The 21,278-nt window shown below is 69.9% G+C and carries 22 protein-coding genes and 1 pseudogene; 17 read left to right on the forward strand and 6 right to left on the reverse strand.

Going from position 1 to position 21,278, the window contains the following annotated elements:
- A pseudogene (locus tag QL987_RS14315) lies at positions 1–436 on the forward strand (hypothetical protein); the annotation flags it as partial.
- A 45-nt stretch (positions 437–481) separates the two neighbouring features.
- Here QL987_RS14315 and QL987_RS14320 read toward each other — a convergent pair.
- Together QL987_RS14320 and QL987_RS14325 are read right to left on the reverse strand one after the other, a co-directional pair.
- The gene (locus tag QL987_RS14320) at positions 482–1,954 is read right to left on the reverse strand and encodes a glycoside hydrolase family 32 protein (protein ID WP_290158267.1); all 1,473 of its coding nucleotides are present in this window, start codon (positions 1,952–1,954) and stop codon (positions 482–484) included.
- Entirely contained in the window at positions 1,955–2,998 is a 1,044-nt protein-coding gene (locus QL987_RS14325; protein ID WP_290158269.1) for a LacI family DNA-binding transcriptional regulator, read from the reverse strand.
- A gap of 133 nt (positions 2,999–3,131) precedes the next feature.
- Between QL987_RS14325 and QL987_RS14330 the strand changes: the two genes are divergently transcribed.
- The 11 genes from QL987_RS14330 to QL987_RS14380 all read left to right on the forward strand — a co-directional run bounded on the left by QL987_RS14330 (position 3,132) and on the right by QL987_RS14380 (position 13,063).
- Entirely contained in the window at positions 3,132–4,541 is a 1,410-nt protein-coding gene (locus QL987_RS14330; protein WP_290158270.1) for a sugar ABC transporter substrate-binding protein, read from the forward strand.
- Positions 4,538–5,485, forward strand: a complete 948-nt coding sequence (locus QL987_RS14335; RefSeq protein WP_290158272.1) for a sugar ABC transporter permease — start codon at positions 4,538–4,540, stop codon at positions 5,483–5,485. The genes QL987_RS14330 and QL987_RS14335 overlap by 4 nt, the downstream gene beginning before the upstream one ends.
- Positions 5,482–6,390, forward strand: coding sequence for a carbohydrate ABC transporter permease (locus QL987_RS14340; RefSeq protein ID WP_111076285.1), 909 nt, complete (start codon positions 5,482–5,484; stop codon positions 6,388–6,390). Before QL987_RS14335 ends, QL987_RS14340 begins: the two co-directional genes overlap by 4 nt.
- Complete coding sequence (locus QL987_RS14345) at positions 6,387–7,778, forward strand: glycoside hydrolase family 32 protein (protein ID WP_290158275.1); 1,392 nt, start codon at positions 6,387–6,389, stop codon at positions 7,776–7,778. Before QL987_RS14340 ends, QL987_RS14345 begins: the two co-directional genes overlap by 4 nt.
- Positions 7,775–8,680, forward strand: coding sequence for a carbohydrate kinase (locus tag QL987_RS14350; protein ID WP_290158276.1), 906 nt, complete (start codon positions 7,775–7,777; stop codon positions 8,678–8,680). The genes QL987_RS14345 and QL987_RS14350 overlap by 4 nt, the downstream gene beginning before the upstream one ends.
- A gap of 53 nt (positions 8,681–8,733) precedes the next feature.
- Entirely contained in the window at positions 8,734–9,486 is a 753-nt protein-coding gene (tatC, locus tag QL987_RS14355) for a twin-arginine translocase subunit TatC (protein WP_253465772.1), read from the forward strand.
- Positions 9,487–9,530: 44 nt separating this feature from the next.
- On the forward strand, positions 9,531–9,740 hold the full coding sequence (locus tag QL987_RS14360) for a twin-arginine translocase TatA/TatE family subunit (RefSeq protein ID WP_290158277.1): 210 nt from the start codon (positions 9,531–9,533) through the stop codon (positions 9,738–9,740).
- 32 nt (positions 9,741–9,772) lie between these two features.
- Positions 9,773–10,117: a hypothetical protein gene (locus QL987_RS14365; RefSeq protein ID WP_290158278.1), complete on the forward strand. Its 345-nt coding sequence runs from the start codon at positions 9,773–9,775 to the stop codon at positions 10,115–10,117.
- Positions 10,107–11,705: a glycoside hydrolase family 32 protein gene (locus tag QL987_RS14370; protein ID WP_290158279.1), complete on the forward strand. Its 1,599-nt coding sequence runs from the start codon at positions 10,107–10,109 to the stop codon at positions 11,703–11,705. The genes QL987_RS14365 and QL987_RS14370 overlap by 11 nt, the downstream gene beginning before the upstream one ends.
- A 328-nt stretch (positions 11,706–12,033) precedes the next feature.
- Complete coding sequence (locus QL987_RS14375; protein ID WP_290158280.1) at positions 12,034–12,681, forward strand: hypothetical protein; 648 nt, start codon at positions 12,034–12,036, stop codon at positions 12,679–12,681.
- A 40-nt stretch (positions 12,682–12,721) separates the two neighbouring features.
- Positions 12,722–13,063, forward strand: coding sequence for a hypothetical protein (locus QL987_RS14380; RefSeq protein WP_290158281.1), 342 nt, complete (start codon positions 12,722–12,724; stop codon positions 13,061–13,063).
- 15 nt (positions 13,064–13,078) lie between these two features.
- Here the strand turns inward: QL987_RS14380 and QL987_RS14385 are convergent, their stop codons facing one another.
- Positions 13,079–13,564 carry a hypothetical protein gene (locus tag QL987_RS14385; protein ID WP_290158282.1) on the reverse strand — a complete coding sequence of 162 codons (486 nt, stop codon included), beginning with the start codon at positions 13,562–13,564 and terminating at the stop codon, positions 13,079–13,081.
- 213 nt (positions 13,565–13,777) lie between these two features.
- Here QL987_RS14385 and QL987_RS14390 point away from each other — a divergent pair, with 213 nt between their 5' ends.
- The 5 genes from QL987_RS14390 to QL987_RS14410 all read left to right on the forward strand — a co-directional run bounded on the left by QL987_RS14390 (position 13,778) and on the right by QL987_RS14410 (position 19,370).
- The gene (locus tag QL987_RS14390) at positions 13,778–14,416 is read left to right on the forward strand and encodes a response regulator transcription factor (protein WP_239539739.1); all 639 of its coding nucleotides are present in this window, start codon (positions 13,778–13,780) and stop codon (positions 14,414–14,416) included.
- Positions 14,409–15,611 (forward strand): histidine kinase, encoded by a 1,203-nt coding sequence (locus tag QL987_RS14395; RefSeq protein ID WP_290158284.1) that lies wholly within the window; start codon positions 14,409–14,411, stop codon positions 15,609–15,611. The genes QL987_RS14390 and QL987_RS14395 overlap by 8 nt, the downstream gene beginning before the upstream one ends.
- 124 nt (positions 15,612–15,735) lie before the next feature.
- Positions 15,736–17,736, forward strand: a complete 2,001-nt coding sequence (locus tag QL987_RS14400) for a DUF2156 domain-containing protein (protein WP_290158285.1) — start codon at positions 15,736–15,738, stop codon at positions 17,734–17,736.
- Positions 17,733–19,013: an alpha/beta hydrolase-fold protein gene (locus tag QL987_RS14405; protein WP_290158286.1), complete on the forward strand. Its 1,281-nt coding sequence runs from the start codon at positions 17,733–17,735 to the stop codon at positions 19,011–19,013. The genes QL987_RS14400 and QL987_RS14405 overlap by 4 nt, the downstream gene beginning before the upstream one ends.
- 117 nt (positions 19,014–19,130) lie before the next feature.
- Complete coding sequence (locus QL987_RS14410) at positions 19,131–19,370, forward strand: PLDc N-terminal domain-containing protein (protein ID WP_290158287.1); 240 nt, start codon at positions 19,131–19,133, stop codon at positions 19,368–19,370.
- A 143-nt stretch (positions 19,371–19,513) separates the two neighbouring features.
- Here the strand turns inward: QL987_RS14410 and QL987_RS14415 are convergent, their stop codons facing one another.
- From QL987_RS14415 to QL987_RS14425, 3 genes are all read right to left on the reverse strand, one after another.
- Positions 19,514–19,708 carry a hypothetical protein gene (locus QL987_RS14415; RefSeq protein WP_290158288.1) on the reverse strand — a complete coding sequence of 65 codons (195 nt, stop codon included), beginning with the start codon at positions 19,706–19,708 and terminating at the stop codon, positions 19,514–19,516.
- Positions 19,709–19,741: 33 nt separating this feature from the next.
- A complete protein-coding gene (locus QL987_RS14420; RefSeq protein ID WP_290158290.1) occupies positions 19,742–20,638 on the reverse strand; it encodes a hypothetical protein in 897 nt (298 codons plus the stop codon).
- A gap of 169 nt (positions 20,639–20,807) precedes the next feature.
- Positions 20,808–21,278, reverse strand: a 471-nt coding sequence (locus QL987_RS14425) for a class F sortase (RefSeq protein ID WP_290158292.1), incomplete at its 5' end; no start/stop codon positions are given.

Below are 21,278 nucleotides of genomic sequence, written 5' to 3' on the forward strand. Positions count from 1 at the left end.
CCTGGCCGCCGAGGTCTGCGCGCGACGCGGCACCGTGAGTGTCGTCGTGGCGGCCGGTGACCGTGCGGAGATCGTCGTCACCCGCGCGACGAGTCTGCACCGCACCCGGTGGGGGATCGGCCGGGCACGGACGGGTGGCGGGACGCCGCTCGCGCACGGGCTCCTGGTCGCCGCGGAGCTGCTCGACGCCGACGAGCCCGGTCGCCGCCGGCTGGTGGTCGTCTCCGACGGCAGGCCGACGGTCGGACTCGACGGAACGGTGCTCGGCGAGGCCTCGGCGGTCGGCGAACTCCGGGCGGTGCTGCTCGACGTCACCGCCCGCGTGCCGGACGTCGCCCTGCTCCCCGTGGGCGTGCCTCCCGGGATCCGGTTCGAGCGGGACACGGGGCCGTTCCGCGCTGCTGGCGTCCGGGTACTCGGGGACGGACGCGGCTGAAGGGCGTCTGCCCTCCCGGCTCGCGGTCCTGCCCGCGATCGGGGGTCAGCGGGTGCGGATCGCCAGGCGCTGGAGCGTCATCGCGCCGTCTTGGGTGAAGAGTCCCAGCCGGCCGGCCCTGCGGTCGTAGAGCCGCGTGCTCAACGCCACGGAGCCGTCGATGACCGCGACACAGATGTCGCCGTCGAGGTGCACTTGGATCCGGTGCGCTCCAGGAGCGAGCTCCACAGGGCGTTCCAGTTCCACGGCGTGCGGCACGTCACCGAGGATCTGCCACTGCTCGGTCCCGGTGCTGCCGCGCGGCCACCGGTCGAACACGACCCGGTTCCGATCGGGTTCGAGGCGGAGCGCGTACCCCTCCTCGCCGTCGTCGCTCGTGCGCAGGAGCAGCCCGAGCGAGGCGGTGCCGGGCTCGATGACGACGTCGGCGACGACCAGTGCTTCGTCGGGGAGTTCCGGTCCGACCCACGACGCGTACCGGGTGGTCGCACCGTTCCCGACCGTCCCGTCGGCGCCGTTCACCGGTTCGAGCTGCGCCGTGACGTCCGACTCGTGCCGGTACGCGGCCTGCACCGCGTCCGGCAGGTCGAACCGGAGTGAACCGTCCGGGCGCTGGTGTGCCTGCAGTGTCGCCATGGTGCCGGCCCACTGCCAGGCTCCCTCGTCGCGGTGGCCGTCCTTCGTCGCGATCCAGCCGACGAAGTACCGGTCGTCGCCGAGCGCGACCGTCTTCGCTGCGTAGAAGGCGCGTCCGTCGACGGTGTCGTCCGTCGGGGCGAGCCACGGCCCGTCCGGGGACGTCGCGATGCGGTACCGGGTGCAGAACGCATCGGAGAACTCCGAGTACACGAGGTACCACCACTCGCCCCACTGGAACACGTCGGGGCACTCCTGGGTGATGAAGCGGTGTGGTTCCCAGAGCGGCTCGGCGTCGCGCCACCTGACCAGGTCGTCCGACTCGAGTCGAGCGACGAGCCCGGACCGTCGGTAGGGGTCATCCCGCCGCCGTGTCGCGAGCAGCATCTGCCAGGGCCGGTCGGCGGCCGGCCGGAACACGAAGGGGTCTCGCCAGTCTTCGGGGGAGTAGCCGGCGAGTGCGGGGAAGTCCCAGTCGGGGTGCTTCGTCCAGTCGGTGAGGTCACCGTCGGAGGTCGCGTGACACACCACCTGCGCGTCCTTCGGTCCGCCGTCCGCCTCGATCGTGATGCGCGGGTTGTGGCCCGTGTAGAAGAGGTGCAGCGCTCCGGTCTCGTCCTGGACGACGCTCCCCGTGTAGCAGTCGAAGTCGCTGGCCTCCGGTCCGCCGGACGGGAGCACCACGCCGCGGTCCTCGAAGTCGACGAAGTCGGTCGTGGTCACGGCGCCCCACGGCATCCCCGTGCTCCGCTCGAGCGGGGGAGCGTCAGGTCGCTCGTCGAGCAGGTAGAACAGCCATGCCGTGCCCTCGTGCTCGAAGGGGATCACGTCCCCGACGAAGCCGTTCGGCGGCTGGAAGTGGGTGCTGGGGTGGACGGTCACCTAGGTTCCTTCGGGTCGTGGGGATGCGAGCGAGCTGCGGGGCACGTAGTCGCAGGGGACGAGGTGTCGGCCGGGCTGCTCCGTCGCTGCGAGGAGCAGCGTTCCGGCGTCGTAGCCCATCTGCTGGTGCGGGAGTGCGACGGTGGTCAACGGCGGGTGCATCTGGTCGGCGAGGTCCGGCTGGTCGTCGAAGCCGACGATGCTGATGTCCTCGGGGCACCGCATGCCGAGTGACTGCGCGGCCATCAGGGCACCGACGGCCATGCGGTCGTTGCCACAGATGATCGCCGTCGGACGGATGGTCGTCAGGACCTCCATCGCCAGGTCGTAGCCGGAGCCCACCTGGAACGTGCCGAACGCGACGCGGATGCTGTCGGCCGAGACGCCCGCGTCGGCCGCGGCACGCTCGAGTCCGCGCTTGCGCTCCCGGCAGGCGTAGTCGTCCTCGGGGCCCCCGAGGAAGGCGATGTCGGTGTGTCCTGCCGCGAAGACGGCGGCGGCCACGTCGTACCCGCCCTGGAACTCGTCGGCCAGCACGGTGACGGCGGGTGCGTCGCCGGACGGGAAGCAGTTGACGTAGACGGTCCGGACGCGCTCGAGGCCGTCCACCGGTGTGACGTACTCCGGACCGGGTGCCGCGTAGATGAGCCCGGCGACGCCCTGCTGGACGAGGTTCTCGACCGCTGCCTTGCCGCCGTCCGTGGTCTGCGCGGTCTCGACCACGAAGCAGACGTAGCCGGCCTCCTGGACCGCCTGCTGCACACCGAGCACGATGTGGCCGGCGTACGGCTGGGCGACGAGTCGGTCGGCGATGACCCCGACCGTGTACGACCTGTTCGAACGCAGCGACTGCGCCGCGCGGTTCGGCTGGAAGTTCAGCTCCTTCGCCGCCTCGAGCACCCGGGCTCGGGTGTCCGCAGCGATGGACACGTCCCTGCGGTCGTTCAGCACGAACGACACGGTCGGTTGTGACACGCCTGCGTGACGTGCGACGTCCTTCATCGTGACGCGGTGCGGCTGTGTCGTGCGTTGGCGGCTCGCCATCGACCCTCCTTCATCACCCTCATCATGCCAGAGCAAATACGTATTGCGTCGACCGTCGCCGGTGTGTACGCTCGCCACAAATACGTATTGGCACCCGGTCATCGGGGCCATCATCGCTCAGAGAGGAGCGACCGTGACGAACGGATTCAGTACACCGATCGACCGGCGCACGCTGTTCAAGTTCGGCGGAGCCGGGCTCGCGCTGGCCGGCATCGGCTCGCTGGCTGCCTGCTCGACCAGCGGCGGAGGGGGCGGCGGATCGGGGACCGTGAAGATGCTCTACTTCGGGGAGCAGAGCGCTGCCAGTGCACTGCAGAAGGCGATCGAGCCGAAGATCAAGCGGCTGGACAAGAAGGCCAGCCTCGAGGTGACCGCGATCAACGGCACCGACTGGAACGACTTCCTCGCCAAGGTGCTCACCCAGATCGCCTCGGGCGACGTCCCGGACATCGTCAGTGTCGCCACCGAGGGGCAACAGCTCCTGGCGTCGAAGAACCTGCTCACGCCGCTCGACGAGTACGTCACGAAGAACCTGTCGGACCTGCACGAGTACTTCACCGGCGCGCACCCGGTGCTGCTCGAGTCGACGATGTACCAGGGACACCTCTACACGCTGCCGGACAGCTTCAACGCCGGCAGCATGTTCTACTCGACCGACCTGTTCGACAAGGCCGGTCTCGCGCGCCCTGCGGCCGACTGGACCATGGACGACTTCCACTCCTCGGCCGATCGCCTCGCGAAGGTCGGTGGCGGTACCTACGCCTTCGACTGGGTGGTGCGGCTCTGGGGGAGTTGGACCTCCTTCCTCTACGCCAACGACGGGAACCTGCTCGAGGAGGGCAAGTACTCCGGCGGCGACTGGCTCTGGAAGAGCAAGGCGTTCTCCGACAACCCGATCGGTGTCGCCGGCCGCAAGGGCGGATGGAAGTGGGGCGACCCCACCGCCAACTCGGACGCAGCCATCGAGGCGCTGCAGTACGTCATCGACCTGCAGAAGTCCGGCGCATCGCCCTCGCCCGATGTCGGCGGTGGTGCCACCCTGCAGGGGCTGATGGCCTCCGGTCGGATCGGCATGACCATCGGCGGCGGCTTCTGGGCCGGTGGGCTCCACAACGCGGGCATGAAGGACGGCAGCTTCGACGTCGTGCAGTTCCCCACGTGGAAGAGCAACAAGTCCCTCTTCGGCGCCGGTGGGTACGGCATCTTCAACTCGTCGAAGCAGAAGGACCTGGCCTTCGAGGTCATCAAGCTGATGGTGCAGCCGGAGAGCTTCGATTCGCTCTGGCCGGGCAACGTGACCACCCCGGCGCAGAAGTCGCTGATGACCGCGGAACGCTACTCCACGACGGGGCCGGAGCACTGGTCGGTGTTCTACGACCAGCTCGACAACTCGGCACCCATCTCGGCACCGCCGTACTACAACGCCCTCGCGACGGCGCTCAACCAGCGCACCACGCAGGCGATCTCCTCCGGCAACGCGAAGAAGGCTCTCGACGGCCTGCAGGCTGACATCGAGAAGGCTGCTGCGCAGGCGTCGTCGTGACCGCAGCGACCGGAACACGCACCGGGCGGGCCGCCGCGACGGCCGCCCGTCGGCCAGCGGCCAGACGTGCCCGTCGGCGGGAATCCACCTTCGGGTTCCTCATGATCGGGCTGGCGGTGGTCTTCGTCGCCGTGTTCACCCTCATCCCGATCCTGGCCTCGCTCGGACTGTCCTTCACCTCCTGGGACGTCATCAGCAGCCCCAAGTGGGTCGGGCTCGACAACTACGTCCGACTCTTCACGGACGGGCCGGTCCTGGCGTCCTTCGGTGTCACCATCGGACTCGCCCTCGCCATCGTCGTCCTGCAGATCTCGCTCGGACTCCTGCTGGCCGTGCTGGCGAACAACCGGAAGCGCAACGCCACCCGCGTGTTCTTCCGCACGTCGTTCTACCTGCCACTCCTGGCATCGACCGCCGCCGTGTCGATCTTCATGGGCTACATCTTCGACACGAAGTTCGGCCTCATCAACTACTACCTCAACGAGATCGGCCTGCCGGGGGCGCACTGGTTGAACGACCCCTTCTGGGCGAAGGTCACGATCGTGATGGTCGTGGTCTGGCAACAGGTCGGGTTCACCTTCGTGCTCTTCGTCGCCGCACTGCTGGCGGTGCCGGTGGACGTCCAGGAAGCGGCCTCCATCGACGGCGCCGGCCCCTGGCGATCGCTGTTCCAGATCAAGGTCCCGTTGATCAGCCCCACGATCCTGTTCGCGACCGTCATCGCGATGATCAACGCGATGCAGCTGTTCGATCAGCCGTTCATCATGACCAAGGGCGGGCCCGGTACCGCGACGACGACGGCCACGATCTCGATGTACCAGGCCGGGTTCCAGAACCTGCAGTTCGGGTTCGCCTCGGCCATCGCGATCCTCCTGCTGGTCATCATCGGCATCATCACCGCCGTCCAGTTCATCGCCGCACGAAAGCTGGTGTTCTACCAATGACGACCACCGACACCCTCAACCCGCTGCACAGCCCGGAGACGGTGGCACAGCCGAGCATCGACCACATCGTCCGGCGCCGGCGTCCTGCCGCCACCGTCGGGAGCGTCATCGGGATGGTCATCCTGATCGTCGCCGCGGTGTTCGCCCTCGGGCCGCTGCTCTGGACCCTGACCACGTCCCTCCGGACGCCAGCGGAGTCGTTCAACAACCCGCCGCAGTGGCTCCCGCTGTCCTGGGACTTCAGCAACTACGCCGCGGTGTTCAACCAGATCCCGATCGGACAGTTCTTCGTCAACAGCGTCGTCGTCACACTGCTCATCGTCGTCGGCCAGACCATCACCTGCACCCTGTCGGGCTACGCGTTCGCGATGATCAGCTTCCCCGGCAAGAACACCATCTTCGGGATCTTCCTCGCCACGATGATGGTGCCGATCCAGACGATCATCATCCCCGTCTTCGTCATCCTCAAGGACGTCGGCCTGACCGGGTCGATCGCGTCCCTGATCGTTCCCGCCCTCGGCAGCGCGTTCGGCACCTTCCTGATGCGGCAGTACTTCATGCAGATGCCGAAGGAGCTCGGCGAAGCGGCACGGATCGACGGGGCGAGCCAGTTCGGCGTGTTCTGGCACGTCTACTCGCGGATGGCGAGTCCGGCGATCGCGACGCTCGCGATCCTGAACTTCTCCGGTTTCTGGGCCGAGTACTACCGGCCGTTGATCTTCCTCAACCAGCAGGACTCCTTCACCCTGCCGCTCGGGTTGGTCGGTCTGCAGGGCAACCTCGGGACCGGGTCGATCTCCGTCGTCCTGGCCGGCGTCGTGCTGACGATGATCCCGAGTGTCCTGCTCTTCGTCTTCGCACAGCGCTACTTCATCGAGGGCGTCACGGCTGGATCCTCCCGATGACCGACACCGTCACCGGCCACCCGGAACTCCGCGATGCCGACACCACCGCTGCCGATCACCACCTCCCGCAGTTCCACGTCAGGCTTCCCCGCGGGTACGTCAACGACCCCAACGGGCCCATCGACATCGACGGCCAGGCACACCTGTACTTCCAGTCCCGACCCCGCGTCGACCTCGACGTCCCGGTGGAGTGGGGACACGCCACCAGCGACGACCTCGTGCACTGGACGCTGCACCGACCCGCCATCGTCCCCGTCCCGGGCGGGAGCGACTCGGGAGGCGCGTGGTCCGGCAACACCGTGCTCCACGAGGGCACCGTGCGCGCCTACTACTCGGGCAAGGTCGACGACAGTCCGTTCCAGTCGGTGCTCCTCGCCGAATCCACCGATGGCGGCAACACCTTCGGCCCGCCGGTCCAGGTCGTCGCCGATCCGTCGTCCGACGAGGGGATCACGATGTTCCGCGATCCGTTCGTCTGGCAGGACGAGAACGGCTGGTCGATGGCGGTCGGAGCGGCATCGGCGGACCAGACCGCTTCCGTTCGTCAGTACCGGTCTGCCGACGGCATCACCTGGACGTCCGTCGGCGATCTGCTGGCGATGCCCCGCACCACCGTCGACGGCATCGACACCGGCGAAGGGTGGGAGTGTCCGCAGATCCTCCCGGTCGACGGCACCGAGGTCGCCATCGTGGCGTCCTGGTCACACGCGGCGGGACCGGGCGACGTCATCGCGATCCCGCTGGCAGGTCCGCGGCACCTCGACCGGGTCGACGAGGGGCAGCACTTCTACGCAGCATCGGTGATGCGGACCGGATCCTGGGGGGCCGTGCTCTTCGGGTGGATCACCGAGGGGCGGACCGACGAGTGGACCGAGCAGGTCGGCTGGTCCGGCGCCATCTCCGTGCCCAGGAGGACATGGCTCGAGGACGGCCGGCTCCGCAGCGAGCCCCATCCCGCGCTCGAGTCCCTCCGAGCCGGCGGACCACAGCCGGGGAACGGAGCGACGATCGGGGCACAGGTGGAGATCGTGCTCTCGGTACCGGTCACCGGGAGCGTCCTGGTGCGGTTCTCGGAGACCGAGTACCTGGCCATCCGCGTCGACCTGGACACCGACACCCTCACCGTCGATCGCGCGCAGGCCAGCCGTGACGACCGTGCCGATCCGACTCCGGCGGTGGTCCGAGCACCGTTCGATCGCTCGGCGGAGCGGCCCGCGGTCCGGGTGCTCTTGGACGGATCCGTCGTCGAGGTGTTCACCAGCGCCGGCCACGCCGTCACCACGCGCGTCTACCCCGAGCAAGCACCGCCATGGACGGTGGAAGCACCGGCCGGGGCACTCGTCTGGGAGCTGGCGAGCGCCGCCGTCACCGTGGTCGGTACGAGATGACCGGGTACCCGATCACCGTCGCGGGCGAGTCGCTGGTCGACGTCGTGCACGACGAGCGGACCCGGGAAGTGCCTGGCGGGAGCCCCGCGAACGTCGCACTCGGACTGGCGCGGCTCGGCACGCCGGTCGAGTTCGCGACGTGGCTCGGGGACGACGCGCGCGGACACCGCATCGCCGATCACCTCCGAGCGTCCGGCGTCCAGGTCGTCGACGACGCGTTCGGTGCGACGCGGACGTCGTCCGCGGTCGTCCGGCTGGCTCCGGACGGCCAACCGACCTACGAGTTCGACATCGAGTGGGACCTGCCGGACCTGCCGCGGACCCCGCGGTGGTTGCACGTCGGATCGATCGGCGCCTTCCTCGAGCCGGGGGCCGGCAAGGTGTCCGAACTCGCCCGGCGCACGGCGGCCGACGGCGGAACCGTCTCCTTCGACCCGAACATCCGTCCTGCGCTCCTCGGCAGACCGGCCGACGGACGTCGCACGTTCGAACGACTCGCAGCGGTCGCCGACGTCGTGAAGCTCTCCGATGAAGACGCCGGCTGGCTCTACCCGGGGTTGGGTGCGGACGCCGTGCTCGATCGTCTCCTCGAGATCGGCGTCGAGCTCGCCGCCCTCACCACGGGTGCCGCGGGGTCGATCGTGACGACCGCGACCGAGCGGGTGACCGTCCCCGGCGAACGCGTCGACGTCGTCGACACCGTCGGGGCCGGGGACAGCTACATGGCGACGCTCATCTGGCAGCTCCGGACGCGCGGCGCCGCTGTCGGCCCGATCAGCCGAGACAGCCTCCGCGAGCTCGGCCGCCTCAGTACGCGTGCCGCGGCGATCACCGTCGCCCGGCGTGGCGCCGACCTGCCGACCAGGGACGACCTGTTCTCCGCTGCCCTCGAGATCCGCTGATGACCGCTCCGTCGCTGACAGACCGGGAGGAGGTGCGAGGGACGTCCGGCGCCATGTCGCTCGGACAACACCTCGACGAGCTCCGGAAGCGGCTGTTCCGCGCGGTGCTCGCCGTCGCGGCCTGCGCCGTGGCCGGCTGGTTCCTCACGCCGGTCGTCCTCGACCGGCTCCGCTCCCCGGTCGCCGAGCTCGCTGCTGCTGGCGGCGGCCACACCGCCGAACTGAACTTCCCGGTCATCAGCGGCGCCTTCGACCTCCGACTCCAGATCACGCTCACGATCGCGATCGTCATCGCCAGTCCCGTCTGGCTCCACCAAACGTGGGCGTTCGTCGTCCCTGCCCTGGTCCGCCGCGAGAAGCTCTACGTCATCGGGTTCCTCGGCTCCGCGATCCCGCTCTTCCTCGGCGGCTGCTGGTTCGGCTGGTACGTCTTGCCGCACATCGTGCAGGTCCTCGGCAGTTTCGTCGCCCACCAGGACACGTCCATCGTCGACGCGAAGGCGTACTACGACTTCGCCGTGAAGCTCGTCCTCGCCGTCGGTGTCGCCTTCGTCCTGCCGGTGTTCCTCGTGCTCCTGGACTTCGTCGGCGTGCTCACCGCGAGCTCGATCCTCGGCGCCTGGCGCGTCGCCGTGCTCTGCATCCTCGTCTTCACCGCCTTCGTCACCCCGTCAGCGGACATCGCCTCGATGTTCCTCCTCGCCATCCCGATGGCCGTTCTCTACCTCCTGGCCTGCGCCGTCGCCTGGTTGCACGACCGTCGTGTCGATCGCCGTCTCGCGGCGGCCGCACCGACGGCCTCGTGACCCGGCCTCGACTGCACCGCTCCCATCTCGCAAAGGACAACCCCATGCTCGGCAACCTCACCGGAATCCACCTGCTCGTCATCCTCGGCATCGTCGTCCTCCTCTTCGGCGCGACGAAGCTGCCCGCGCTCGCCAAGGGGATCGGCCAGTCGCTGAACATCTTCCGCAACGAGATCCACGCTGACGGCAGCGGGAAGCCCGTGGTCGACGGCACCGCCCCCGCTGCCCCGACGTCGACGCACCCGACCGAATGACCTCCTCCCACCGTGCGTGACGGGACCTGATCGTGGACGTCGACAAGTTGCTCGTCATCGCCGTCATCGCGGCGTTCTGCCTCGGACCGCACCGTCTCGCCTCCCACACCCGGCGGCTGACGGGCTTCCTCCGTCAGCTGCGCGCCTGGGCAGACACCACGAAGGCGCAGATCGAAGAAGAGACCGGCGTCGACATCGACTGGTCCGAGCTCGATCCCCGTCGCTTCGACCCGCGCCGGATCATCCGCGACGCACTCACGCAGTCCCCTGTACCTCCTCCGGCCGACCGCCCCGAGCCGCCGACCGCCCCAGACCGTCCGATGCAAGCCCGACCGATGCAAGTCCGACCTCGAACCGGAGTTGACCATGACATCTGAATTCCAACGACGCGCGCTCTTCCAGGGGGCGGGCATCGGTGCGTTGGCACTGTTCGCAACAGCCGGCCCAGCGGGGGCAGCGCGAGCATCCGCCGCGGCCCTTCCCGCGTCGACGGCGGCAGCATCGGCGGCTGCCGTCTCGTTCCGGGCGAAGTACCACATGACCCCACCGGCGGGATGGTTGTCCGATCCGCAGCGCCCCGTGTTCACCCGCGGTGCGTACCAGCTGTACTACCTGCACTCCGACGTCGACAACGGTGACGGCGGCTGGGACCACGTCTCCACGACCGACGGCGTCGACTTCACCTTCGAAGGCACCGTCATCCCGCTCGAGACCGACCTCCCCACCTGGACCGGTTGCACCCTGATCGACACCGACGACACCGCCGGGTACGGCGCCGGCGCGGTCATCGCCCTCGCCACCCGACCGACAGGAGGCGTCCGCAAGTACCAGGAGCAGTACCTCTTCTGGTCCACCGACGGCGGCTTCACCTTCACTGCCCGACCGGAGCCGGTCATCGTCAACAACGACGGACGCGCAGCGACCACCGATGCGGAGATCTCGAACGCCGAGTGGTTCCGCGACCCCAAGGTCGCCTGGGACGACGCCCGCAACGAGTGGGTCTGCGTGATCGGCAGGCAGCGGTACGCGGCGTTCTACACGTCGGAGAACCTCATCGACTGGACCCTGCAGCGCAACTTCGACTACCCCGACCACGACCTCGGCGGCATCGAGTGCCCCGACCTGTTCCAGATCGCTGCTGACGACGGCACCACCCACTGGGTCTTCAGCGGCAGCATGGACGCGTACAACGAGGGACTGCCGTGCACCTACGCATACTGGACCGGCTCCTGGGACGGGACGTTCTTCACCGCTGACGACCTCACGCCGCAGTGGCTCGACTGGGGCTGGGACTGGTACGCCGCGGTCACGTGGCCGGCGAACGAGGCACCGACCACGAAGCGGTACGGCATCGGTTGGATGAACAACTGGAAGTACGCCAACCGACAGGTCCCGACCGACACTTCCGACGGCTACAACGGTCAGAACTCGATCGTCCGCGAGATCACGCTGCAGAAGCAGTCGGACGGTCGGTACAGCCTCCTCAGCGCGCCCATCGCCGCACTCCGGAACGCAGCGACCGGCACCGTCCCGATCGGGAGCCGGTCCGTCGACGGTTCCGCTGTCCTGCCGTACAACGGACGGGCCTACGAGATCGAGCTCGACGTCGCATGGACCGACGCCACCGACGTCGGCGTCTCCGTCGGCCGTTCGGCCGACGGGACCCGACACACGGACATCGGCAAGACGGGCAGCGATCTCTACGTCGACCGGGCGGCCTCCGATCGCGCCGGTTTCGCACTCGCCCCGTACACCCGCGCAGTCGCTCCCGTGCCTCCTGCGACCCAGGCGGTCCACCTCCGCATCCTCGTCGACACGCAGAGCGTCGAAGTGTTCGTCGATGCCGGCTCCGTCGTGTTGTCGAACCAGGTGGACTTCGACTCCGGGGACACCGGCATCTCGCTGTACTCCGTCGGCGGCGCGGCCACCTTCTCCGACATCGTCATCCGCGAGTACGGCGACTGACGCGGACGGCCGGTGGGCACCTGACGCGGACGGTCGGTGGGCACCTGACCGGTGCCCACCGGCCGGAGGCGCTGCTGGTCACGGACCGTCAGCAGCCAGTCGTGACCGCAGGAAGACCGATCCCTGCGCGCGAGGACGAGGCTGTACTCCTCGCCCCGCGCTGGGCGGTAGCGTGGAACCACCCCGGTTCCATGACCGACCTGCGAAGGCGACCGGGGTGCACGGTGGGGCGTGCGGTCAAGAGTGGTCTCGGCTGCCTTCACCAGAAGCCGGGGCGACCGCTGGGGGAGCGGAGCTGTTCCCTCGGCGCAGTACCTGAGGGGACACCATGTCGATCAAGCACGTCTTCACCACCGTCGTCGGGATCACGGTCGTGACCGTCGCGCTCGCCGGCTGCTCATCGCAGTCGGGGGACTCACCGCCGAGCAAGGCCGCGGCGAAGCCGTCGCAGAGCCAGGCCGCGGAACAGCCGACGCCGACCCCGACGCCGACCAGCGAGGCCGTAGCGTCCGGTGTGGTCGACGTCACGTCGGACAAGATCACCGACGACCAGATGGGCCACACCGTGCAGGCCGACAAGGTCGTCCGGAACTTCCCGTGGACCTCGGCGCAGTCGGGGCTCGCGGACCGGGACGACAACGAGCAGGTCCTGGTCCACGTCGCCGTGACCGCGGGGGACAAGTACTACTCGACGATGGACTGCCTGGCGATCCGTGTGCAGGCCCACGGCACCACGGAGTCGTACACGTCACAGGGCACGACCTCGGTCGTCGAGGACGCGATGAAGGCCGCGGGCTACCCGGCGCTGACGAAGGTCGAGCAGGGGCAGTCCGGCGAGGGCTGGTGCGCCTACTCGGTCACCGACCCGTCCGACGTCCTCGACCTGGAGTACCAGCGCAACGCGGCCGCGTCGAACGACGGCACGCAGATCACGGCGAAGGACTTCTACGCGCCGATGACCCCCGTCACGTCCTGACGAGGGCCTCCGGGTGAGGCGCAGAGCGACCGGTCCGGAAGTGATCGACGACCGATTCGCAGCGCGGTTCGTCGACGCTGTCCACGACTGTTTCCTCAACAGCGCGATCCTGAACGAGGACATGAGCTGGGTCGGCGGTCGGGTTCGTGATCCGCACGATGCGGTGATCCTCTACCGGGACCGCCCGGGCGGCCCTGTCCTCGGCCGCCGGTACGAACTCCGCTCGTACGCGGCGCTCTTCGGCGGCGAGACCGCGCAGTGGCTCGCAAATGAAGCGTGGTTGAGCGACATCACCGATCCGTCGGGCGCCGGTGAGCCGAAGGACGTCGACTGGGCCGTCGGCCTGGTCGACGACCCTGGTGTGGTCCGCTGGCTCGACTGAGTCGGCGGGCCGCCGTCACTCCCCGTTGCCCCGCATCTCCAAGGCGTCCCCGTCGGCGCACTCGGACACCGCGGTGATCGTGTAGCGCTGGCCGGCCGCGAGGAAGCTGATGGAGGTCGTCGGCCCCCCGACACCTCGCAAACCGAGGAGCGGGTCCGAGCCCCGGCTCTTGTACGGCTCGGTCGTGATGCCCTCGGCTTCCCACAGCTTCCTCAGAACAGCGATGGCCTGGACCGGATCACCGCTCGCCCCTTCCACATTCTTGATGTAGGTGTACGCCGCACCGTCTCCGCCGGTCCCCTTGGTGCACTGCTCCACCGCCGGTCCGCTGTACACCTGCCAGTCGCCGTCGACCGCCTCCGCCGACCGGTCGACGATGTCCTCGACCGACATCCGAGCCTCGTCCGTACTGACGCTCCTGGCGACTCCCGACCCCGTCGGACCGCCGCCGCTGCACCCCGTCAGGGCGAGGACCGCGGTCATCACACCGACGACGAACACCGGACCGGTTCGTTCCCCCCGTGGACGCACGGTCAGCAACCCGTCCCGAGATCGACGTCGGAAGCGGTCTGCCCCGTCGGTTCGTCGCCGGTCATCGTGTCCCCCTGCCCTGTGGTCGCGTCGTCGACGTCCCACAGTGATCGCCGTCCTCCGGCCAAGCCAACCAGTGCGGTCCGTCGTCCGCACCCCTCATCGCCGCCTCCGCATGCCAAGATGACCGCCGTGACCACCGTCGTGATCGTCGATGACGAGACGCTCGTCCGGTACGGCTTCGAACTCATCCTGGGTGCCGCGCCGGACATCGACGTGGTCGCCACCACGGGTGACGTCGACGCCGTGCAGGTGGTCCGTGAGCACGCCCCCGACGTGGTGCTGCTCGACGTGCGGATGCCGCGGATCGACGGGCTCGAGGTCCTCCGCCAGCTGCAGACCCTCCCGGAGCCGCCCGCGGTCGCCATGCTGACGACGTTCGACACGGACGAGTACGTCGGCCGCGCGATGGACCTAGGCGCCGCCGGGTTCCTGCTCAAGGACACCGACCCCGAGGGGCTCGCCGAGTACATCCGCGTGCTGGCCCGCGGGGGAGTCGTCCTGGCTCCCGGGGTGGACCGCCGGTCGCTGTTCGCGGCCCGGTCCTCGGCCGCGACCCCGCCGCCGTCGCTGTCGGACCGCGAGCGCGCGGTCCTCCGGCTGATCGCCGACGGCGCGAGCAACCCGGACATCGGCCAGCGCCTCGGCGTCAGCACGGGCACCGTCAAGGAGGACGTCCGCGCCCTCCTGGCCGCGTTCGCCGTCCCGACACGGGTCCAGCTCGCACTGCGTGCGGCCGAGGCGGGACTGCTGGATGGCTGAGCGTCCGCGTCTGGCCCGCGTCCGTCGGGTGCTCGCGGCGACGGACGGGAGGCTCGACCACCTCGTCGAGGTCGCCCTGCGCTGGGTGCGCACCCACCGGGCACCCTGGTGGCTGGTCGACCTGCTCTTCGTCGCGGCTGCGGTCGCCGACGCGGTCCTCGACATCTCGGGAGCGACGACCGTCGACACGGTGCTCTCGCTGCTCGCCGCGGCCGGACTGCTCATCCGCCGGCGCTTCCCGGTGCTGGCGTTCGCCCTGACGGTGCCCGCGCTGTTCGTCGGTTCCGCCGTGGTCGCGGGCAGCATCGCGCTGTTCACACTGGGGGAGCGCACGGACCGCCGCTGGCTCATGCTCCTGGCGGCGCTGGTGCAGTTCGTGGGCTTCAGCGGGTTCGTCGGGCCGGCGCAGGCCCCGGCGGAGATCGTCGTCTCGGTCGTCTACGCGCTGCTGTTCGCCCTCGGGCCGCTCGCGGTGGGGCTGCTCGTCCGGACCCGCCTGCTGTTGACCGAGCAACTGACGGCGGCGCGTCTGGCCCGGGAGGACGAACGCCGCCAGGCCGCAGCCGTCGCACTCTCGCGGGAGCGGGCACTGCTGGCGCGGGAGATGCACGACGTCGTCGCCCACCAGGTCACCCTGATCGCCGTGCAGGCCGGGGCGATGCAGATGGCCGGACGCGACGAGGCCGAGCGCGGGTTCGCCCGGACGATCCGGCAGCTGTGCGTCGTGACCCTGCAGGAGCTGCGCGGCATGGTCCAGGTGCTGCGCGCCTCCGGCGGGACCGACCGGCAGATCGCCCCGCAGCCGGTGCTCGCCGACCTGCCCCGACTGGTCGCCGAGAGCGGCCTCGACACCCGCTGCGACGTGGACCTGCCCGACACCCTCGAGCAGCCGCTGCAGCGTGCCGTGTACCGGTTCGTGCAGGAGGGCCTGACCAACGCCCGCAAGCACGCCCCCGGCGCCCTGGTCCGGGTGAGCGGCCGGCTGCACGGCGACGAGGTCCTGGTCGACGTCGTCAACGGCCCGGCACGTTCGGACCGCCTGGAGCTGCCCGGATCCGGCCTCGGGCTGATCGGGCTGGGGGAGCGGGCGTCCCTGCTCGGCGGCAGCATGCAGTCCGGACCGCAGCCCGACGACGGGTTCGCGCTGCACCTGCGCCTGCCGGTCGCGCACGTCTCGGCGGCCCGGAAGCCCTGACGGAGACCCCCCGGGAACGGCCCGACCCGGGTCCTCCGGTCGACGGACCCGGATGGCCGATCGGCCATCGGAGTTCACGCTGCGGGTCGATGACGCGGAGCGCTCGTTCCGCTGCAATCAGAACGTGGCACCCTCAGCGCTCGTCGGACGGCTCCGACACCTCCCGGTCTCCGTCGCCGTGGCGGTGACCGCGGCCGTCCTCGTCGTCACCGCGCGCATCGCGCACGCCGAACCGGACTTCCCGCACCACCCGCCCGTCGCCTGCCTGGCACTCCTCGGCGTGGTGCTCACGGTGGTGCTCGCCGAACGGTCTCTCGGATCGGTCCGGACCCTCGTGATCGGCGTGCTGGCGCCGACGCTGGGTGTGCTCGGGACCCTGCTCACCGTCACCATCGGGTCCGCGTTCGGCGAGGCACACGCCGAACTGGCGGTCGGCCAGCCGCTCTTCGCCCCGTCGACCGTCGCGACCGCGCTGCTCGGCGCCGCCTCGGCGGCGATGCCGGCCCAGCGCCGGTGGCGCACCCGCGCCGCGCTCTGGACCGTCGTCCTGACGCTGGTGCTCTTCGCCGGCCACGGCTCGGACCTGGCCCGTGCCCTGGCGACCCTGCTCGGGACCGCAGCGGGCGCGTTCGTGGTGCGCCGCGCCTCCCGTCCTGGAGGCCCGTCCACCCATGACACCGTCAGCGCACGCACGTGGGTGGTCGCGACCCTCATCGCGCTCGGCGCCGGCACGCTGGTCACGCCCGTCGTGCCGGACCCGGACGGCGTGCTGTCCGTCTTCGCCGACGCCATGAGCGACCACGCGGTCGTCGTGGTCGGGCTCCTGCTGCTCGCCTCGGCGTGGCTCGTGCAGCGCGGCCGCCGCGTCGGCGTGTACCTGGCCGTCGGCGTGCTCATCACGCTGACCGCCGTGCTGGCCGACGTGTTCCTCATCGAACCGATGACCGACGACGCCGTGCAGTGGCGGGGGATCGGACTCGACGCGATCGAGTGGCAGGTCACCCTGCTCGGCGCCTGGCTCGTGCCCGCGATCGTGCTGCTGGCGGTGCTCGCCCTCCGCGGCACCCTGGTCCGTGGACGGTTCCGCGCCGCTGCGGACGGACGTGACGCCTTCGTCGGGATGCTCCGCGACGGCGACGCCGGCACCCTCGGCCACATGGGCACCTGGCGCGGCAACGCGACCTGGACGCACCCGGGCGGACGCGGTGCCGTGGCCTACCGGGTCTGCGGCGACGTGGCGCTGACGGTCTCCGACCCGGCGTGCTGCGTCGACGACCGTGCCGAGGTGGTGTCCGCGTTCGCGGCCTTCTGCGAGCGGAACGGCTGGGTGCCGGCGTTCACGAGCGTGCACGAACCGGTGCGGCAGATCCTCGCCGCCGAGGGCTGGACGTCCCTGCCCGTCGGCGTGGAGTCGGTGCTCGACGTGACGTCGTTCGACCTGCGCGGCAAGAAGCGGCAGGACCTCCGGACGGCCTCGAACCGCGCCGACCGCGAGGGCGTGCGTGACGAGTGGACGACCTTCGACGCCCTCGACGACGAGCAGCGTGCCCAGGTCGAGACGATCTGCACCCGCTGGGCGACCGACCGGCGACTGCCCGAGATGGGGTTCACCCTCGGTGGCTTCCACGAGCTCGACGACCCGGACGTGCGGCTCATGCTGGCCGTGGCCGCCGACGGACACGTCACCGCGGTCACCAGCTGGCTGCCGGTGTACGAACGCGGAGCGCTCGCCGGGTACACGCTCGACGTGATGCGCCGCGGCGAGGACGGGATGCCCGGCGTGATGGAGTTCCTCATCGCCCGCACCGCCCTCCGTGCCCGCGACGCCGGACTGCGCATGATCAGCCTCTCCGGCACGCCGCTGGCCGCCCACGCCGGCGCCGGGTCGCTCGTCACCCGCGGATCGCTGCTCGTCGCCCGGCTGCTGGAACCCGTGTACGGCTTCAGGTCCCTGCAGCGCTTCAAGGAGAAGTTCGGAGCGCGGCACGAGACACTCTGGATCGTGGTCCCGACTCCGCTGCACGTGCCGCGCGTCGCCCGCGCCCTGGCCGGCGCGTACGTGCCGGGTCTGCGGCCGAAGCACCTCTGGGCCCTGCGGCAGGCACACCGCGCGGCGGCCCGGTGAGTCCGACCGAGTGGCTGCTCGCCACCCAGCTGCAGGCGCCGTCGAAGCTCGTCCCCCTGGACGTCGGGTTCACCCTGCTGACGGTCGCCGTCTTCCTGCCGGCCGTCGGCGCGCTGCGCTCACGGGCCGCCTGGCGTCGAGCCGGACTCCGCGCCGCCGTCGCCGCGGGTGCAGCCGTGGTCGTGCTCGTCGTCTGCTGGGTGCTGAGCGACCTGATGAACGTGTTCGGCGTCGCGCTCAGTCCGATCACGCGGATGTGGGTCGCCGTGGCTGCCGCAGCGCTCGGCATCGCGGTCGTCGGTCTGGTGCAGGGCGGTGGCTGGCGTCGCGTGCTGGCTGCGGTGCTCGTGCCGGCTGCGCTGCTGGTGCCGGCCCTCGGGGTGAACGTCGAGTTCGCGATGTACCCGACGCTCGGCACCGTGGTGCAGAAGAACCCCTACCCGGAGCTCGACCTCGCCGCCGCTCCCGCTGCCGCGCCGCCCGCCGTCGGCGAGGTCCGCACGATCGACATCCCGGGGCAGCGGTCCGGCTTCGACGCCCGACCGGCCGTCGTGTACCTGCCGCCGGCCGCCCTGGTCCGGAACCCCCGGAAGCTGCCCGTCGTGCTCGCGTTCTCCGGGCAGCCCGGCGCCCCGAGCGACCTGTTCACCGCCGGACAGCTGGACAAGGCACTCGACGCCTACGCCGCAGCACACCAGGGCCGCGCCCCGATCGTCGTCTCCGTCGACCAGCTGTCCGCGCCCGGGCTCAACACGATGTGCGTCGACTCCGAGCTCGGGAAGGCCCGGACCTACGTCACCGAGGACGTCCCACGCTGGCTCACCGCACACCTGCCGGTCACCACCGACCGGCACGCCTGGGGCCTGGCCGGGTTCTCACAGGGGGCGACCTGCGCGATGCAGTTCGTCACCGCGCAGCCCGACCGGTTCGGGCCCGTGCTCGCGGTCTCGAGTGAACTGCACCCGATCGACCAGAACCCGCAGCACAGTGCCGACCGGGCCTTCGGCGGTTCCGTCGCAGCGTGGAAGGCCGCCGGTCCGATCGCGCAGATGCGGGCGAACGGGCTGCACGGGCACGCGCTCTGGCTGACGGCGGGGTCCTCTGACCGCGAGTTCAGCGACAACGCCCGGGTGCTCGCACGGGCAGCGCGGGCCGCGGGATCCCACGCCACCGTGGCGCTCGCACCGGGGAGCGGGCACGACTGGAACACCGTGCAGTGGTCGTTCCGCACCGAGCTGCCGCAGGTGGCCGACGTGCTGTTCGCGGCGCTGCGCTGACCTGGACGGTGAGCTCCCGACGGCGTGACCGGCGGGGCGGGCGGTGCCACGGGCCTCCCGGCGCTTGACCCGCCCCGGTTGCTGCGCCAGGGTCGGACCTGAACCGGAGGTCCTGCCGTGCACAACCCCGTCATCCCCCAGCAGTACGACATCTCGTGGACGATCGCGCTCGTCGCCGTCCTGGCGCTGATGGTCGCGGCCGTCGTGTCCGTCGTGCGGAACACCGAGCGCATGTCCCTGCCGGCGACCGTCGTGTGGATCGTCGGGGTGGTCGTGCTGCCGGTGCTGGGGTCGCTCGTGTGGTTCCTCGTCGGACGGCGGGACCTCCGCCGACGTCCGGACCCCCTGCGCAGCTGACCGTCTCTTGGTGTCGGCGGCCCAACGACCTCTCTTTAGTGATCAGGTGCACGAAGGCGACGGGTCCTGATTCCCGACACCGACCGAGACGTGCGGTGGGCCTCCATCCGGGGATGCAGGCCCACCGCGCTGACGTGATTCGATCAGCGGTGTTGACGCTTCTTCTTCTCGTACCAAGCAACAAGAGCCGCGATGAGGACGACCTCGATGAAGAAGTACGTCGGCGCGTTCCCGAAAGCCGCTGCGAGCGGCGTGAACACGGCGAGACCGAGTACGACCAACAGGACGACGCCCCACCGGAACTTCTGTCGATCGCCCTTCGAACTCGAGCTACTCATGATGCCTCCTGATGGTCGGACTTCTTCACGGTGCTACTTGCACTGCTTGCCGCTGTACGCGAAGGGATTCCACTCCGTCAGCGGCGGGGGCGTCGTCGTGTAAAAGATGCCCACGCACTGCTTGTGGTTCTCAGCGTACTGAGCGGTTGCGCCGATGGATGCCGTGGCTGCAGCACAGGCGAACACCGCAACTGCACCGCCGAAAGCGCACGCTGCGGTTGCGCCGCCGAGAGCCGTGAGCCCCGCACTACCGATGTCCTTCGTCTCCGACTTGTTGAAGTAGATCGAGCAGTGCCCGATCCCGCAGCCCTGTTGCGGATCAGCGACGACCGGGAAGGTCGCTCCCGTCGTGTCGACGTGTTGGGTGATCGTGTTGCCGTCGACCGTGAACGTGGTTGAGAGGTCGTTGCCCGCTGCGTCAGTGGCCCAGGGTGTGTCGATGTAGTTGATCAAGTTGCCGCTGCCGTCGGTGACGGTGACAGCGCCGTTGCTCTCCAGTTTCAGCTGCGCACCGGGCTCGTCGACCGTGAAGCCATAGTCCTTCGGCGCAGAGGCGTCCTTCATCGCGATGAACGATGAGTTGTTGCCCTGGTCGTTGAGACCGGCGACCACACCGAAGTTGCTCGCCGTCTGGACACTTGCATTCGTCGATGATGGCTTCGCCGCGCTGAGACCGTCATTCGTCGCGGTCAGTGTCAACGGCTTGGCTGACCCGACCGTCGCATCCTCGGCCTGCGCTTGCGCAGCGAGCGTCTTCTCCTGCGCAACGGCAGAGTCACCGCCGAGGAGTCCCCGCTGCTGGACGATGGCCAGCGGGTCGAACGTGGTGGCTGCATTCGCGGGCGCTGCCCCCAGCGCCGTCGCGATCATCGCCGTGGCTGTCACGACGACGGCCGAAGCCATCGTCTTCCGCATACGTCCGATGTTCATTGATTCCCCCTTCGAATCGATCAGCGGCGCATCGTGCAGCGCCGCTCGATCAGAATTCCATGACCCCCGTTCGGGTGTCAGTCGTCGAATTTGAGGACCGGAATGTACCCCTTCGTCGTCGGTCGAACTGGCTCTGCCACCCACAGAGTCGTACCCCTGGCGACGGGCCTCAGGCTCGCACGGCCTCGACCACCACGTTGCTCACCGACCGCTCACCGTCCGCACGCTGCAGGCACGTGATCACGACGAGCCGCCCCGGCGTGTTCGCCCACACCTCGGCGTCGGCGTGGATGTCGCCCTTGCCGACCGTCTCGGTGCGGGTGACGCGGTAGCGGACGTCGTCGACCGTGATCGCCGCCCCCGTCGCGATGCGCGGGCGCCCCGCCGCGACGTCGGTCAGCGCGTTCCCGGGCCCGACACCGCCGCCGCGCAGGGAGTGCATCGCGACGAACACGGTGCCGTGGGCCGCGTCCGCCGGGGCGACGCCGAGGTTCCGCACCCAGTACGCCGAGGTGAAGCCGGGAGGCTCGACCACGTCGTCGACGACGCTCAGGGCCCCGAGGGGGACGTCGAGACCGACGGACGGGGCCGCGAAGCGGCCGACCCCGAAGGGCGTCGCGGACGCGCGCGGGGCGGGGGC

Source organism: Curtobacterium sp. APC 4022 (assembly GCF_030407555.1).
GTDB lineage: Bacteria > Actinomycetota > Actinomycetes > Actinomycetales > Microbacteriaceae > Curtobacterium.

Excerpts from the sequence above, each read along its gene's own strand:
- QL987_RS14370 (WP_290158279.1), top strand. The coding sequence starts at position 10,107 with ATGACATCTGAATTCCAACGACGCGCGCTCTTCCAGGGGGCGGGCATC.
- tatC (WP_253465772.1), top strand. The coding sequence starts at position 8,734 with ATGTCGCTCGGACAACACCTCGACGAGCTCCGGAAGCGGCTGTTCCGC.
- QL987_RS14390 (WP_239539739.1), top strand. The coding sequence starts at position 13,778 with ATGACCGCCGTGACCACCGTCGTGATCGTCGATGACGAGACGCTCGTC.
- QL987_RS14345 (WP_290158275.1), top strand. The coding sequence starts at position 6,387 with ATGACCGACACCGTCACCGGCCACCCGGAACTCCGCGATGCCGACACC.
- QL987_RS14375 (WP_290158280.1), top strand. The coding sequence starts at position 12,034 with ATGTCGATCAAGCACGTCTTCACCACCGTCGTCGGGATCACGGTCGTG.
- QL987_RS14340 (WP_111076285.1), top strand. The coding sequence starts at position 5,482 with ATGACGACCACCGACACCCTCAACCCGCTGCACAGCCCGGAGACGGTG.
- QL987_RS14325 (WP_290158269.1), bottom strand. The coding sequence starts at position 2,998 with ATGGCGAGCCGCCAACGCACGACACAGCCGCACCGCGTCACGATGAAG.
- QL987_RS14395 (WP_290158284.1), top strand. The coding sequence starts at position 14,409 with ATGGCTGAGCGTCCGCGTCTGGCCCGCGTCCGTCGGGTGCTCGCGGCG.
- QL987_RS14420 (WP_290158290.1), bottom strand. The coding sequence starts at position 20,638 with ATGAACATCGGACGTATGCGGAAGACGATGGCTTCGGCCGTCGTCGTG.
- QL987_RS14350 (WP_290158276.1), top strand. The coding sequence starts at position 7,775 with ATGACCGGGTACCCGATCACCGTCGCGGGCGAGTCGCTGGTCGACGTC.
- QL987_RS14415 (WP_290158288.1), bottom strand. The coding sequence starts at position 19,708 with ATGAGTAGCTCGAGTTCGAAGGGCGATCGACAGAAGTTCCGGTGGGGC.
- QL987_RS14360 (WP_290158277.1), top strand. The coding sequence starts at position 9,531 with ATGCTCGGCAACCTCACCGGAATCCACCTGCTCGTCATCCTCGGCATC.